Source organism: Sphingobacterium sp. UBA7249 (genome assembly GCF_002472835.1).
Lineage (GTDB): Bacteria > Bacteroidota > Bacteroidia > Sphingobacteriales > Sphingobacteriaceae > Sphingobacterium > Sphingobacterium prati.
On the sequence record NZ_DKST01000015.1, the window covers coordinates 558,181 to 574,074 of the forward strand.

Sequence of the window (15,894 nt, forward strand, 5' to 3'; positions counted from 1 at the left end):
CGCGTAAGGAAGCTATCCTTACGCGCTGTTTTGTGTGTACTAAGTCGTATCCCAATACGAATTTTAGTCCTGTGTTTTTATGCCTCCTGTAAATCCTTGATAAAGGCCGTGACATTTTCCTCATCGGTCGCCCAGGAGGTGATGAGTCGAATGGCAGCGTAATCTGCATCGATATTTTTCCAAATATAGAATTGATAATTGATGCTCAAGCGTTCAATAACTTTTTTGGGTAGAATTGGGAACAGTTGATTTGTAGTGGATTCGGTTAGGAAGGTATAGCCTTTGCCCCGGACTGCTGCTGCGATACGCATGGCTATTACGTTTGCTTTTCGTGCCAGATCGAAATACAGATCATCTTTAAAGAGTTCTAAAAACTGAATGGAAAGAATTCGCCCTTTGGCCAACATGGCACCTTTTTGCTTGATCGCATAATCAAAATCCGTAGCCAATTTGGGTTTATTAAAGATAATGGCTTCACCTAAAAGCGCACCATTTTTAGTGCCGCCAATATAGAATACATCGGTATACTGACTGATTGCCGTAAGTGTCAGGTCGTTATTTTCCGCCGTAAGTGCATGCCCTAATCGAGCGCCATCCATATAAAGTAACAGCTCATGGGATTGGCAAAATTGATACAGCGCTTTGATTTCATCATTGGTATAAAATGTGCCAATTTCTGTTGAATTAGAAATATAGACGATGCGTGGCTTGACCACATGCGGAGCGAGTGCATATGCAGCTAAAACTTCAGCGATATCCTCGGACCTTAATTTTCCATCTACTGTTTCAGTCGTAATCACTTTATGCCCTGTGGCTTCGATGGCACCCGTTTCATTTGCCGCAATATGTCCTGTTTTTGCACTTATCACAGCCTCATGCACACGCAGTAGGAATGATATAACCAGTAAATTCGTTTGGGTACCTCCTGACACAAAATGGATGGCTGCAGCTGGATTATTCAATCTTTCTCTTAAAATTGCTTTTGCCTCCTGTGCATATTCGTCTTCGCCATATCCAAGTTGTTGTACCAGATTAGTTTCAATAAGTTTATCCAAAATACGGGGGTGTGCTCCCTCTGAATAGTCGTTTTTAAAGTTGTACATAATAAGTGTTTTAACTCAGGTATTCTTCTAATTTACCAACGGCTACGGAAGTCTTTCCTGATCCTTGTATTAGAAACCAGAGAACAGAAAAGGCTATGGCCATTTGTGCATTCAAAAGTATAAATAGGTTCTTACTTTTTGCTGTTTTTAAACAAAAAAATAATGGACAGATTAATTACCTTACCTATCAGCGATTCAGGTAGAGCGCTAGTCACACCAAACTGCCCGTCAAGGTGATTTGACAAGCAGTTTGGTTTTATACGAAAACGACGAAATGAAATTTTACTTTAATAAATCATAGACACGAACGTAGTCAATTTCAAATGTTGCCGGGAATATCGTATCGTCGACACCTTCTTTGCCTCCCCAGTTGCCACCAACAGCCAAATTGATTAACCAATGGAATTTTTGGTCAAAGGGCCATTCGTTAAAACCCTTGTTTTCATTTTCAACATTGAAAATCTCCCACTCATCAACAAAACCTTTGATGTAGCTTGGCGTCCAGTCTATACGATAGGTGTGAAACTCATAAGAAATGCCAGAAACCTTTTTTTTGCTGGTTTTTTGTGTATTTATACCATGATTATACGATTTGGTATGGGTAGAAATATGAACGATATCCTGATCGTATCCGACGTGTTCAAGGATATCTATTTCCCCAGAATTAGGCCAGTCTCCATATTTTCGATCGGTAGGAAGCATCCAGATCGCTGGCCAGGAACCGCGACCTAGTGGCAGTTTTGCCCGGGCCTCAAATCTACCGTAAGTGAAATCCCCCTTGTTTTTGCTGGTCAGCCGTGCGGAGGTATAGGATTTACCGCCTTTATTTTCTTTTTTCGCTGTAATTTTCAGGACACCATCCTGCACCAGGGAATTTGATCGTGAAGCTTCCATATAATATTGTAATTCATTGTTTCCCCAGCCGTCATAGAGAGAACCGATATCGTAGGACCATTTGCTTTTATCCGGTAAGCCCGAGTAATTAAATTCATCGGACCATACCGGTACCGGCGAAAAGTGATAGGCTCTGCCGCTGGTCTTATTTAGAGTTGATCTGACATAAAAGGGGATATTTGCCGTCGCAACATTGTTATTTCCATCGCTTGCATATACAAATAGCCGATAGGCACCTTCTTTGGAAGGAGCAGTTAATGTACCCTTGTCGTCCGTACTATTTTTGATAAATCCATCTAGCGCCTGTGGCCGTTCTTCACGGTCACCACCTTCTTTAAGGTCGGTGCTCTCATGGAGAAGTTCCCAGCATATCCTTAATTTATCCCCATCGGGATCCTGTACAAAGACTTCCATGGGATAGGTTTTACCCGATTCAAGATAGATAAAATCTTTTGCCTGCCTGTTATCCAATAAAAAGGAGTCCAGCTGTGGCGCCCGATTGTCTGGCCATTTGCCCGACCAGAGGTAATGCATCACATCGACAACCTCATTTTCTTCGCCAGCTTCGGTGAACAGTCCATACCAGGTCGGTGTACGTTCCTGCTTCTGTCCCCACAGAAAGACATAAGAGCCCAGACAGTTTTTGTCCTGACCGATGGAGGCTTCGTATCGGCTTTTGTAAACGGCTGCTTTCTCGTGGCTGGTTTCTTCAATCGATGCACCCCAAGGTGTTTGTAGGCCTTCCCAATGACCCGTAGGGCCCCATTCTGTCACGATATAGGGTTTGTTCCAGCCTGTTTTTCTCAATTGTTCAGGTACGGAGGCAAGTCCGCCGTACACTTGCACGGCAATGAGGTCCAATGCTGGACATTTGGTTTTGATATAATCAATTTCCTTTTGATTTACACCGGCCAGCATTGTGGTGACCAGGTGATTGGGGTCTAATTCATGGATCATTTTGGCAATGCCATTGACAGCATCCCAGACCTTGGGATTACTGTAATGCAAGTTGAGTTCATTGCCGATTCCCCAAGCCAATAGGGCCGGATGATCTTTGTATTTCAGAATCACTGTGCGCAGGTATTCTTTTTGTTTTGCAACAGCGACTGGATCATTGTAATCGAAACCATGCCGTTCTGTTTTCACGTCGAGACCCAGAGTTACCGTAAGTCCCAGTTGTTGTGCTTTATTCAGGATTTCATCTGCTTGGTAAGGGCTCCATGTGCGTATGGAGTTACCTCCATACGCTTTTAATTGTTCCATATTGCTTGTTCCGCCCGCCCCTTTGATGAAGTAAGGCCGCCCGTTGCGCATGATCGTAAAGCCATGGCCGACCTTAGTAATTGTTGTTTTAACGGGTTTCCCTTGCTGTCCCCATCCGATGGGAAGGAAGAGAAGGTTGAGTAATAGAAAAGTGAGTAGTCTTCCTGCTGTCATCATTTATCGAAAGTTAGGATTTGCATCTATTTGAGTTTGTGGTATAGGGAGGAACTCACTTACACCAGGAGTGAATTTTGTACCGAATACTTCTTTTGCCCTTCCTGTACGGACCAGGTCATTGAAACGCTCGCCCCACCATTCACAGGCAAATTCGGCTCGGCGTTCATCCAAAATCTGATTTAATGTGACATTGGTAATTGCTGTTAGTTTGGCACGTTCACGGATCAGACGAAAAGGCTCATCACCATTTTGTCCCTTTCTGACTTTGGCCTCTGCATTTAATAAAAGTACATCTGCATAACGTAATATACGCACATTATTGTTCGCCCCATATTCCATTCGACCTGCCGTCATCTGTGATTTTGGAAGATATGCTTTGCCGTTGAAATATTTGACACCGAATGGATTCCCATAGACAACATCGCCGCTTGGTGTTGTCGCCGTAGTTGCCGGGTTGCCGTTGATGCCACAATATAAAATTGTCGTTTTTAGACGTTCAGTTTCGCCTCTATTGGTTAAGAAATCAACGATATTCTGTGAAGGTGGCACCCAGCCGGCACCAGAAATAGGACTCCCTTTTTGATCACCTGAAGGACCTTGCCATTTGAAAAACGTTCCCCAATCAACACCGGGACGAACAATATCCCCGGTTCCTAATCCAAAATCGGAGTATTGCAGTTCAAAGATAGATTCGTTTGACAGTTTTCCAGGAATTTTAAAAAGCTCATAGTAGTTGGGGTATAAGGAAAATTTGCCACTCGCGATAATTTTGTTTGTGGCATCGAGGACCTCGTTCCAATAGGTACTTCCGTTATCATTTCCCGCCAAATCTGCTGCGGCTTTCGCTTTTAAAAGAAGCGCGGAATATCGTGTTACCGCACCAACGTGCTTGGACTGATTGGGACGCGCATCTTCAAGATCCTCCGAACAGGCATTCATTTCATCAAGGATAAATTGGCGAACCTCTGCGGCTGTACTTTTATTGATTGTGGCCAGGCGACCGATATTATCGCTGTCAATTAAAATAGGTACATTTCCAAACAGACGTGATGCCATGAGATGGGCGTATGCCCTTAGAAATCTGACTTCGGCCTTGTATTGTTTATTGAGTTTGATGTCAGCTGAATTAGATGCGGGGATTTTTGCGGCGAAGTTATCCAGTTCGATCAATGCATTGTTTGCTGCAATAACAAGGCTGTAATAACTGATCCAAGATTGATTTAATCCCCAATACGATTGAATTGTGACGTCATTTTGGAAATTTTTGATACCCATTAATTCGGGGTTGTCATTCGGATTCGGTGCAGCCTGTTGGTAATCGTCATCGCGCATACAACGAATGGAAAGGTCAATCCAGTGCACCAGATTATCATCTGAAGCCGAACGATATACACCGGAAACAGGACTATACATTAAAGCCGTATTGCTGTAATCAATCTCCTCAGAACGTTGCTGGTTTTCTAAGGGCTTGTCCAGAAATTTACTACAGCTCGATAGGCCGAAAGAAATGCCTAAACAGCTTGCAATCAGGATATATTTAAAAGTTTTCATGCAGTTTAAATTTTAAAGGGTTAATAGTTAGAACGATACTTTGACACCTAGACTATACGTAGAGGCGATCGGATACACATTGGCATCGAATCCCATTCCGGATATTTCTGGCGTAAATCCATTGTATTTGGTGAAAATAAAAGGCCGGTCGGCTGTTGCAAATACACGTACCGGTATTTTGTTCAGATCAAAGTTATAGCCCAATTGTATGTTCTGTATCCGTAGATAGGCTCCACTTTCAACAAAAAAGGAACTGGCTTGAAGATTCCAGGATGCAACGGAACCTTTTGCGGAGGGATGTGTATTACTACTTCCTTCTCCGGTCCATAGGTTTTCGATGAATGCGGCATCTGCGTTCATCTGATTATATTTTCGGCGCATCGCGCGATTAAGATTATGGATTTTGTTGCCGGCTACACCCTGAAAAGCAACACTTAAATCAAATTTTTTATAATCAAATGCTAAGTTAAATCCATAGGTAATGGTCGGAAGGTAATTGCCCAGGTTGACGCGGTCTTTTTCATCAAGTTCACCATTGTTGTTCTGATCCTTGTACTGAAGATATCCGGGTAAAATCGGTGTATTTGGATTTTGTTGGTTGTATTTTTTTGCGATAGGATCCGTATCAATCTGAGCCTGGTTTTGGTAGACCCCTGCGACTTCATAGCCATAATAGAAGTTGATAGGCTGATTAAGCTCTATACGTGCCGGGAATTCCGCTGACCATTCCGGATAACCATTCATGATATTTTCCAGTCCGCCAAGATTCTTTACCCGATTTTTTAGTGTGGTCAGGTTTCCACCTATTGCATACCCGAAGTCACCGACCTTGTCTTTCCATTGCAAACCAATCTCCCAGCCACTGTTTGTCACACTGCCCCAGTTGCCATAGACACGATCCCAGGAAAAGGGGATGGGCCGGCTAAAGGCAAGATCATTTGTCGTGCGGTGGTAATAATCTACCGACCCTGTCAAACGGTTGTTCAACATAGCAAAATCCAGACCGCCATCCCATTCTTCAACAACTTCCCAGCGGACTTGGGTAAAAAAGCGGCCGACGCGGTATCCAGGAACTCGGATGCCATTTGTTGCTCCTTCGCTGCCAAATATACCCGAGTAGTTGTTGCCGGAATAGATCGTTGCATAACCTGCATTGGGCTGGATACCATCGTTCCCCAATTTACCCCAACTTCCACGGAGCTTTAACTGATTGAAGAGCTTTTGGTTTTCCATAAACTTTTCGCGTGTCAATACCCAGCCCAGACCAACTGATGGAAAATAACCCCATTTCGTTTGGTATTTTGAACTTCCGTCCGCGCGGAATGTTGCAGTCAGTAAATACTTGTTGTCATAGTCATAAGTACCTCTGGTAAAGTACGATATTCCTGCATTCCGAGATCCTTTTTCGCCATAACCAGTGGCTGAACCAGTACCTTGGGCATCTACGCCGACATACCAAAACTCCTCGGATGCAGGTACATCATTGGCTTGGACCCAGGTTTCGCGCCAGCGTTCCTCACGTGAAGACTGGCCTAATAGCAGGGACCAGTGATGCTTACCTGCCTGATCTTTATACGTTAGGAGGTTATCCAAAATATAATTGGTATTACGAGCCTGTGCTGACCGTAAAAAGGAGCGGTCATTGCGCTGATCATTGTCAATATAATAGACCGGATTATAATTTATATTGTGTGTGGACTGATACCGTTGGCTGAGCTGCGAACGAAAAGTGATCTTATCCTTCCACAATGTTGCTTCCAGATAGATGGTAGGCAGGATTTGGAAGCCCTTTGTTTGGTTTGTATTGTAAAAGGCCGTTGCAATGGGATTGTTGTACCAAAAGCCGGATTGCATGCCGATCGCTGTACTGGAGCCAAATTTCTCTGGCTTGGCAAGTTCCAGGGAAGGATCATAGACCGGATAGAGCGGAGTGGCGAAATAAGCTTGTCTAAAAGCAGCATTATTCGGTGAGTAGGTTTTGAAGTTATTGAAATGCGCACTAAAACCCGCCTTTAACCAGTCTGTTACTTTGGCATCCGCCTGCATGCGGATATTGTATTTCTGGTTCATATTGCTGGCATCCATAATTCCATCCTGTTTGACATAATTAAGTCCCATGGAATAGGAGATTTTATCTGATCCACCCATGATGTCGAGGTTATGGTTGGTGATCAGGGCTTTGGAGCGTAAGAGCTCGTTGAACCAGTCGGTGTCCATGGCCGGATTGCTTTTGGTTCCACCATACTTTTCTACCGAACTTTTTACAAATGCTTCATTACCAATGGCTGTCGCATAGGCTGCATACTGCTGTGCATTGGCCATTTTAAGGACATTCGTAGGTGTTTGGAAACCAGCAAAACCATTATATGTAATTTTTGATTTCATATTTAGGCTTCCTTTTTTTGTGGTTACCAGAATGACACCATTTGCGGCACGTACCCCATAAATTGCGGCACCAGAAGCGTCCTTTAAAACGGAGATGTCAGCGATATCATTTGGATTCAGGAAATCAATATTATCCATGAACATTCCGTCCACAACATACAGCGGACTTTCATTATTAAAGGAACCCACCCCACGAACACGAACGGAGGGTGATGCGCCCGGTGCTCCCGAACTTACGATTTGCACACCTGCAACAGTACCTTGTAGCGCATCCATTGGATTGGAAACGGTACGTTTGACCATTTCTTCCACATTTACTGTGCCAATAGGGGCAGTTAGGTCGCCCTTGCGTTGGGTACCATAACCCACGACAACGACTTCATCGAGATTGAAATCTCCTTTTTGTTTGAGTTGAATAGTTAAGGTAGTTCCGTTTAAGGGTACTGTTTTCGTTTCATATCCCAGTGATGAGATGATCACATAATTTAAGTTGGAGGGAATGGTGAGTGTAAAGTCCCCGTTTTCATTGCTACTTGTGCCTATTTTAGAGTTTCCCTGTACAATAATGCTGGCGATGAGAGGATTGCCCTGCTCATTTATAATCCGCCCACTGATTGTTCTGCTCTGTGCACTGACCATATTCGTTAGGCAAGAGAACAGCACAGTACTGGCAATAATACTGATATTATTTTTCATGTGTAATGAATTGAAATTTAGGAATTGTTTATAATTATCAAGAATCAAAATTAGCCTTACAGATGTGATTGACGAATTTTAAAGGTACTACAACACTACTTCATATTGGGTTTTTCGGCTAGAATTCAATATATTTGAGGTACGTCAAGTTTACGTCAGCCAATTGAAGGGAATTATTATGAAGTGTTTTGCCATCCTGTTTTTTATGCTATTTTCTGCTTTTTCGAATGCGCTTGCACAGGATTTGCTTGGCTTGCCTTTGGTCTACAATTATAGTAAATCCGTATACCAGGGTGGAAGTCGCACTTGGGATATCAAACAGGACAGTCATGGCATCATGTACTTTGGTAATAGCGAAGGGTTGCTGACCTTTGACGGACGATATTGGAAAACATTTGCCCTGCCCAATCACACCAATATCCGTTCGGTTTGGATTGATGCCGACGATCGAATTTATGTTGGTGGGCAAGGTGACTTTGGGTATTTTGAGCGCTCACCGCAATCGGGCTTAGTCTATCGGTCATTGCAGGATTTGGTTCCCGAAAAATATAGGAACTTTGCAGACATCTGGAATACCGTTGGCGTAGGACAATCGGTCTTTTTTCGGGGTACCAATGTGATATTTGAATTAAAGGGGCAAAAGATACAAGTACACCCAGCGGCTGTGGAATGGTATTATATGGGGCAATCAGGGGGAAGGCTCTATGCTCAGGATAAGAAAAATGGCTTGCTAGAGTTTCGTGATAATAAATGGAATCCCTATCTAAAAGACTTGCCTTTTAAGGATGTTAAAATCGCTTCATTGATGCCTTTTGGCAAAGATCGTATGTTGTTGTCAACCTTAAATAACGAAACATATTCCTTATCAAACATGAAATTGACACGATTGAATGCACAAGATGGCGATGGTAGTTACACGCCGTCCTTAGCGACAATCGATGATTCAACCTTTGTTGTCGGCAATGCAAAAGAAGGTTGTCACATACGCAACTTAGCTGGAAATACAATACAGCGGATCGGTGTTCGCGAAGGTCTGCAAAATAAGAATGTCACTGCCGTTTTCGTGGATCGACAAAAGAATATATGGATCGGTACGGATAATGTGATTTCTGTTATAAGCTATGGAAGTGCCATTCGGTATCTCAGACCCAATATGGAGAATGATGTGACCGGATATTCAGCCTTGATCTTTAATCATACACTCTATCTCTCATCCTCCAATGGTGTATATTATGCGGGTATAAAAAACGGTCTAATAGATCAGAGCCGTTCACCATCCGTATTTTCCCTTCTTCAGGGGAGCGATGGCGGAGAAGCATGGCGGCTTGAACAGCTCAATGGCCAATTGATGCTTGGACACAATAAAGGGTTATTTCAGATCCTAGGGCATTCAATCAGACCATTAAGCCGGGGGATAGGAACGTGGAAATTTCTTCCGCTAAATATGGTGTATCCGATTGAAGAGACCTTGGTCGGAACCTATCAGGGATTGGAACTACTGCATTTTCATAATGGCATTTTCTCTTCCAGAGGCTCGCTTAATGGGCCGTCGGATTCTTTTCGGTTTCTTGAACAGGATGAACATGGAACAATATGGGCTTCTCATCCCTACAGGGGGATCTATCGCCTAACACTTTCCCCGGATAAAAAGTCATATCAGGCTCAACTCTACACACAAAAGAATGGTCTTCCAGCAGACTATCAGAATTATGTGTTTAAAATAAAAAATCAAGTTGTCTTTGCGACTGAAAAAGGGCTTTACAATTATGACTATACTAAGAAGCGATTTGTGCCAAGTAAGCAACTTACTGTCTTTAAAGACCTGACTATACGCTATCTAAGGGATGACCAAGATGGCAATGTCTGGTTTTGCACAAAGAAAACGGTCGGTTTGGGGCAATTTGATCCAAAACAGGAAACTTATCATCTGATTAGTTTTCCAGAAATAGAAGGCATGAATACCTCTGGCTTTGAGCATATCTATAGTTTTGATCGAAATAATATTTATGTAGGAGCAGAAAAAGGAGCGCTTCATATCAATTATGATAAATACCTGAAACAAAGTGTAAAACCTGTCGCTATACTATCGCGAATCGTGGCAACAGGGAAGGGCGATAGCCTTATTTTTGGCGGTTTTTTTTCAAATGTTTCAAAACGGGAACAAGCGTCTGCAAAGGATAGTGTCCTACAGTTGCCCGCTGTTTTCAATTCTTTCCGATTTAGCTTCTCCTCACCAAGTTATGGTATACATCAACATCTTGAGTTCAGTTATAAACTGTCGGGATATGACGAGAATTGGTCTTCCTGGACCCAGCAGTCAGAAAAGTCATACACCAATTTGCAGAATGGCGAATATACGTTCTTGGTGAAAGTACGGAACAATCTCAACCAAGAATCCAGTGTGGAGGAATACAGTTTTATTGTCTTGCCACCCTGGTATAAGACGCTATGGGCAAAAATCGCCTATTTCCTATTGGCAATGCTGGGGGTGTTGGGATTGGTTCGTTTGCGGAAAATAGAGCGGCGCAAACAGCAGCTGAAACATGAGCAGCAATTGGCCCAATTGCGTTATATCCATCAGTTGGAAATTGAGAAAAATGAGAAAGAAATTGTGAAGCTGAACAATGAAAAACTGGCTCATGAAGTCATGGCCAAGACAAAAGAATTGGCAAGTACAAGTATGCAGCTGCTTGAAAATTCAGGGGCATTAATTAAAGTAAGAGATGAGCTGGCCAAGCTCGACACCGGGGAAGATGAAACTTCAAATCTAAAACGGATCAACACATTATTGAAAGACATTGAAAAGAACAGTGCCAATTGGAATCAGTTTGCCAGTCATTTTGACGAGATCAATGATGGTTTTTTAAACAAGTTAAAGGAAAGACACCCAGGATTATCCCGTAATGACTTAAAAGTATGTGCGTATTTGAAACTTCATTTTACCTCTAAACAGATTGCGCAATTACAGAATATTACCGTTAGGGGTGTGGAAATCCATCGGTATAGATTACGGAAGAAATTGCAGGTTGAAACGGAGCTATCGTTAAATGAGTATTTGAATACAATTTAATTTTTCGGGTATGAATGAATAGACCGATCCAATAGAAAAGCAACAAAAGCACCGGCAATATATGCGATCAGATCAGACCAGAGAAAACCCTGGCCAAATAATAACCGCAGGGGTTGATGGCTGCGGACACTGATCAATAATGGATGTTGAACCAGTTGTAAAAACTCGATTGTGAAACAAAATACAAGGGTACTTACAAAACAAAAGTTGAACGATCGGTGAAAAAAAATAAACCTGCATAACCAGTAGACCATAAAGGCGTACAGACTATCGCCAACAAAAAGGGGGATAAACGCTACTTTTCGCGATAACAATCCTAAGACTATTGTTATGCACATTAAAATCAGGTAGTGAGCTCTTTTGAGTTTCATCGGCACAATTTTATGCTTTTAGCCTGTTGTTTGTAACTTCATCTTTGTGAATAAACTTCGTTAACACTTTGTTTATTGCGATCATGTCCTCTAGCTAGCTATCGCGCCATCAATAATTGAGCAAATAGTCTAAAAATACGTTTTCTCCGAATTCCCTTATTGAAATACTTTTGTGCATCTTATACTAGATTAACGGCTAAATATAAAAAGAAATTTATTGTACGGAATAAAAAAACGTATTTCAAAAATGCGGTGAGATCGGACCGTGTGGATTTGATCGAAAGGATCTGTACAAGATTACATTTTAACGATTTTTGGCATTTTATTGTAATGACTATTTTATATTTTAGGGTAATCATTTGACATATGCCAAAAATATTATTTCTGTTAAGCTTTTTTTTTAGTTGCAACGTACTATTTGCTCAAATTCGCATCATTGATAGTCTGAGTGGTGAACCCGTACCCTTAGTGAATATTTACGCAGAAGATGGTACATTATTGGGCGTCGCAAATACAGCGGGGGAATTTGTCTTGGATTCGCTCAAGCAAAATGTAAGCTCAATGCTCATATTGCAGCATATATCCTATAATAATTACCAGACATCAATTGCTTCGTTTCACAACGAGAAGTTAGTTAAATTGGTCCCACGAAGCATAAAAATAGAGGAGATCGCTATCGAAGACAAAAGCAGATATGATTATCTGGTTTTGAAAGGCTATTTTAGAAATACGACTTTTTTCAACAAACGGACACGTTATTTTTACGATGGTATTATTGAGTATTATATTCCATTGAAAGAAAAAAAAGGAAAGGTCTATCATCGGGTTTTAGATTATCGAATTTTGGAAGACTCCATCGCGACCAAGAATTTTAAAGAAGTAATGGGCAATTTTTGGAGCTGGAATCCACATGTGATGCGGATGAAAGCACAGTCTGTTGCTAATGATCTTCCGCCAAAATTTGTGCTGGTTCAGGACAAAGAACGGAAATTAATCAGAACGGGTAATCTGAATACAGGATATATACAAAGGACAACACGTGGCGATGTCCAAGTTTATTTTGATATCATTCCACCCAATAGCCAAAAAGAAGTTAGTTTTTTTAAACTCAAAGGGCAGCAATACACGGGCGTGACGATGGAAAATTATACAGAGACCAATCTTGATGAGCCCGAGCCAAGTAAATTGGTCAGTAAGGTGATGATGAACGTAGGGGCTATTAAAAGAGGGCGTAAATCTGACTTTGTTCCTTTTGACTTTTTGAGTGAATTTTACACACAAGAACGGAAATTCGTCACCAAAGAGGAATTCAAGGCGGTAAAGAAAGAGCTGACTTCAGGTGTTTGGCTGGAATTAAAAAGCAGGTATGCCAATAAATTTTGGCTGGACAACCCTAAATTTGGCATCCCACAGTTGAATCCGTTTATTGAGAAAAAGTTTGGTAAGGAGCTGCTCGAACTAAAGTAAGTCAACCGATAAAAAAATACTTTGACCTACTTGCATTTTTGTTTAAAATATCTGGCGCTTATAGGTGTCAAATGAAATCGACTCTATGCCAGTTGGAGCTATTCCCTTGTGTAGGATATGGTTTCAACCGAATTGCCAAAAATCTTCTTCTGTCCCTTTTGCTGTAAGAAGATTTCATGTTGTGCGATTTCAGCGGCGATCTTGTAAATGACCTGCGTATCGTGTTGCGGGTGGATCGTTGCAAGTAGCTGTGCCTGCTGGCCATAAATCTGAAGCTGGTTTACCAAAGAATGATTTATTTTCATTTCATAAATATTCTTTAAAAGGATATTCAGATCTTTTTTTTTCTGCTGTTTGATAACCAGCTGTTGGTGGTCAATAAGTACTTCTATTTTTGGGTTGATTAGCTGCAGGAGCACAACAAATGGTCCTATCACAATGGCGGCAACCAAGAAGCCAAGTCCTTTGGCGGACCCGAAGTTATTGACCGCATCGGCAATACCATTAAATCCACCATAGATGATACTGAAAATAATAAAAACAATGATCAGATAGGCAAATCCGAAGATTAAGCCTTTCTTAATGTTGTGGGATTTAAACAGGAAAGTCTTCATAAGTCGAATTTAGACAAGCTATCTTTACTATTCAATATTTATTAATTGGATAAAGATATTTATATTTATCCAATTAATAATATATATAGCGACAAGAAAGCACGCTTTTTTGTTAAGGCACCGAAATTTGAAAAATAGTATCCAAATTGAACGGAAAAATTTAGGTAAAAAGGGGAATTATGCCACGGCGATTATGTTCGGCCTTATTTCCCTGTTGGGAATCTTTTCAATTTTTTTGGATTGGAAATCGAGTATAGCTCCGTTGATTTGTATGGTGCTAACCTATTTTCTGAATCGTAAGGTATTGATATTGCGCTACTTAAAATGGTTTTTCATTGGCTTGATTTTTTTAGCATTGCTTTTATCATGGTTATTACAGCTGTCCTTCTGGATGTTCGTCTTACAGTTTCTTGCATTAACCTGTATCTTGGGTGTGATAAGTTCTGTAAACACTATCCGGGATGATCGTCGCGATATTATTTTTTCACTGAATGCGGACAACTTTTCCTGTCTCTGTCCCGGAAGTAATGATTACAAAGACTATGCACTCAACCCCATGAGGTATAAAAAGTCTTTTAAAACAGCAGATATTGAGATCATTCAACAGGACAAGAACGGGTTGTTGATCGGTGTAAAAGAAGAAATTTTGCGGCCACGGGAATTAACGGCATCCGAAATAGCGCAAATTTTAGCCTATTTCAAGACTAATGACATCGAATTAATAGCGGCTATTGCTTCCTCGCATATTTACCGTGAAGAACGGACGCTAGTATGGGGTAAGATTTTGGTTTTTGGAATTCCATGTTCGTTAGGTGGCCTTTCTATTTATTTCTTGGGCGATAATGGACGAAATATAATCGTCAGCGCAATTAGTATTCTGCTGGCCATCTTATTGATACCTTTGCTATTGAAACTTATTAATATATGGAATGTTAGCCAAAAAAATAAGTAATGTTTATTTTAAGAAATTAGCATACCAATGCCCTGATGATTTTATGATACGTTGTTGGTTTTGAAAATCGACATAGACCAATCCGAATCGTGGGCGATATCCTTCGGCCCATTCAAAATTGTCTAAAAAGGTCCAGACAAAGTAGCCGCGTACATTTACACCTTCTTTCTTTGCCTGATAGACATGTTGTATGGCTTTTTGTAGATAATTCATTCTTTTGGGATCATGTACCTTTCCGTGCTCAACTCTATCTTGGAATGCGGCACCATTTTCGGTGACAATGAGGGGCGGTATATTGGGGTAGTTGCTGAATTTCTTCAGCATATGATAAATGGAGCTAGGATATACTTCCCAGTTCATTTCGGTCATTTCAACTTTACGCTCTTTGGCCGTCACGATCTTAGCCTGCAGATAGGGGACAAACATCGCATAACGGATCATCTCACGGGTATAATTTTGAATACCTATAAAGTCCATGTCAAATTGTAATTCTTTCTCATCGCCCTCTTTCATGTATTTTTCAATTCGATTGAGTATTTTGATTTCCTTTGTGGGATAGCCCATGCCCAGCAGTGGCTCGATGAACAGTCTATTGAGTAAGACATCGGCTTTTTTGGCAGCAATAATGTCTTTTTCTCTAGAAGTAAATGGCTCGACGTGGGAGCAGGAAAAGGTAGTTCCCACCTGGCTGTCCGGTTGTAATGATTTTATGATCCTGGCACCATGAGCCTGCGCTAATGCGGCATGATGGGCAGCAGCAAGAAAATTGCCCAAGCCTTTTCTTTCCGGAGCGTGTACACCAAAGAAGTAACCAGCAGCCGTAAATACGGTGGGCTCATTGAGTACCATCCAGTTTTTGACGCGATCTCCATAACGTGTAACACAGGTGCCAACAAATTCACCGAACCATTCCTTGACATCACGGTTTACCCAACCTCCTTTTTTTTCAAGGGCATGCGGGAGATCCCAGTGATATAAAGTAACCCAAGGCTTGATACCCAATTCCAATGAAAGATCGATCAGCCGATCATAGAAGTCCATGCCTGATGGATTGGACCGTCCGATGCCATCCGGCAAGATGCGGCTCCAGGATAGGGAAAATCGATAGTTTGGAATATGCATTTCCTGCATTAAAGCAAGGTCCTGTATGTAGCGATTGTAGAAATCACAGGCCTGATCGCCATGCTGATTCTGAAATATACGGTTTTTCTTTTTTACAAAGATATCCCAGATGGAGGGACCTTTGCCCTGATGATCATGTGCCCCTTCGATTTGATAGGCAGCGGTAGACACGCCCCATATAAAATCTTTGCCAAAGGCATCTTTGGTTAACTGCATTTATTGAAATATA

10 protein-coding genes are annotated in these 15,894 nt (G+C 41.6%); 3 read left to right on the forward strand and 7 right to left on the reverse strand.

The genetic code is table 11. The annotated features are described in order from the left end of the window. Positions 1-77: 77 nt before the first annotated feature. The 4 genes from B4A24_RS13110 to B4A24_RS13125 all read right to left on the reverse strand — a co-directional run bounded on the left by B4A24_RS13110 (position 78) and on the right by B4A24_RS13125 (position 8,069). Positions 78-1,103: a threonine aldolase family protein gene (locus B4A24_RS13110; protein WP_293945533.1), complete on the reverse strand. Its 1,026-nt coding sequence runs from the start codon at positions 1,101-1,103 to the stop codon at positions 78-80. A 282-nt stretch (positions 1,104-1,385) separates the two neighbouring features. Further along, positions 1,386-3,437: a family 16 glycosylhydrolase gene (locus B4A24_RS13115; protein ID WP_293945534.1), complete on the reverse strand. Its 2,052-nt coding sequence runs from the start codon at positions 3,435-3,437 to the stop codon at positions 1,386-1,388. Next, a complete protein-coding gene (locus B4A24_RS13120; RefSeq protein ID WP_293945535.1) occupies positions 3,438-4,988 on the reverse strand; it encodes a RagB/SusD family nutrient uptake outer membrane protein in 1,551 nt (516 codons plus the stop codon). It abuts the gene before it with no gap. A gap of 27 nt (positions 4,989-5,015) precedes the next feature. Continuing rightward, positions 5,016-8,069: a SusC/RagA family TonB-linked outer membrane protein gene (locus tag B4A24_RS13125; RefSeq protein ID WP_293945537.1), complete on the reverse strand. Its 3,054-nt coding sequence runs from the start codon at positions 8,067-8,069 to the stop codon at positions 5,016-5,018. Between the two features lie 178 nt (positions 8,070-8,247). On the opposite strand from B4A24_RS13125, the gene B4A24_RS13130 reads away from it, so the two are divergent. Beyond that, positions 8,248-11,139: a triple tyrosine motif-containing protein gene (locus B4A24_RS13130; RefSeq protein ID WP_293945538.1), complete on the forward strand. Its 2,892-nt coding sequence runs from the start codon at positions 8,248-8,250 to the stop codon at positions 11,137-11,139. On the opposite strand, the gene B4A24_RS23895 is transcribed toward B4A24_RS13130, so the two are convergent. Further along, positions 11,136-11,510, reverse strand: a complete 375-nt coding sequence (locus B4A24_RS23895) for a DUF2809 domain-containing protein (protein ID WP_409456479.1) — start codon at positions 11,508-11,510, stop codon at positions 11,136-11,138. The two genes, B4A24_RS13130 and B4A24_RS23895, sit on opposite strands and share 4 nt — an antisense overlap. A 366-nt stretch (positions 11,511-11,876) precedes the next feature. Between B4A24_RS23895 and B4A24_RS13135 the strand changes: the two genes are divergently transcribed. Continuing rightward, a complete protein-coding gene (locus B4A24_RS13135; RefSeq protein WP_293945539.1) occupies positions 11,877-12,977 on the forward strand; it encodes a hypothetical protein in 1,101 nt (366 codons plus the stop codon). A 98-nt stretch (positions 12,978-13,075) separates the two neighbouring features. On the opposite strand, the gene B4A24_RS13140 is transcribed toward B4A24_RS13135, so the two are convergent. After that, positions 13,076-13,591, reverse strand: coding sequence for a hypothetical protein (locus B4A24_RS13140; protein WP_293945540.1), 516 nt, complete (start codon positions 13,589-13,591; stop codon positions 13,076-13,078). Between the two features lie 127 nt (positions 13,592-13,718). On the opposite strand from B4A24_RS13140, the gene B4A24_RS13145 reads away from it, so the two are divergent. Continuing rightward, positions 13,719-14,543, forward strand: coding sequence for a hypothetical protein (locus B4A24_RS13145; RefSeq protein ID WP_293945542.1), 825 nt, complete (start codon positions 13,719-13,721; stop codon positions 14,541-14,543). A 3-nt stretch (positions 14,544-14,546) separates the two neighbouring features. On the opposite strand, the gene B4A24_RS13150 is transcribed toward B4A24_RS13145, so the two are convergent. Continuing rightward, entirely contained in the window at positions 14,547-15,881 is a 1,335-nt protein-coding gene (locus tag B4A24_RS13150; RefSeq protein WP_293945544.1) for a GH1 family beta-glucosidase, read from the reverse strand. Positions 15,882-15,894 lie beyond the last annotated feature (13 nt).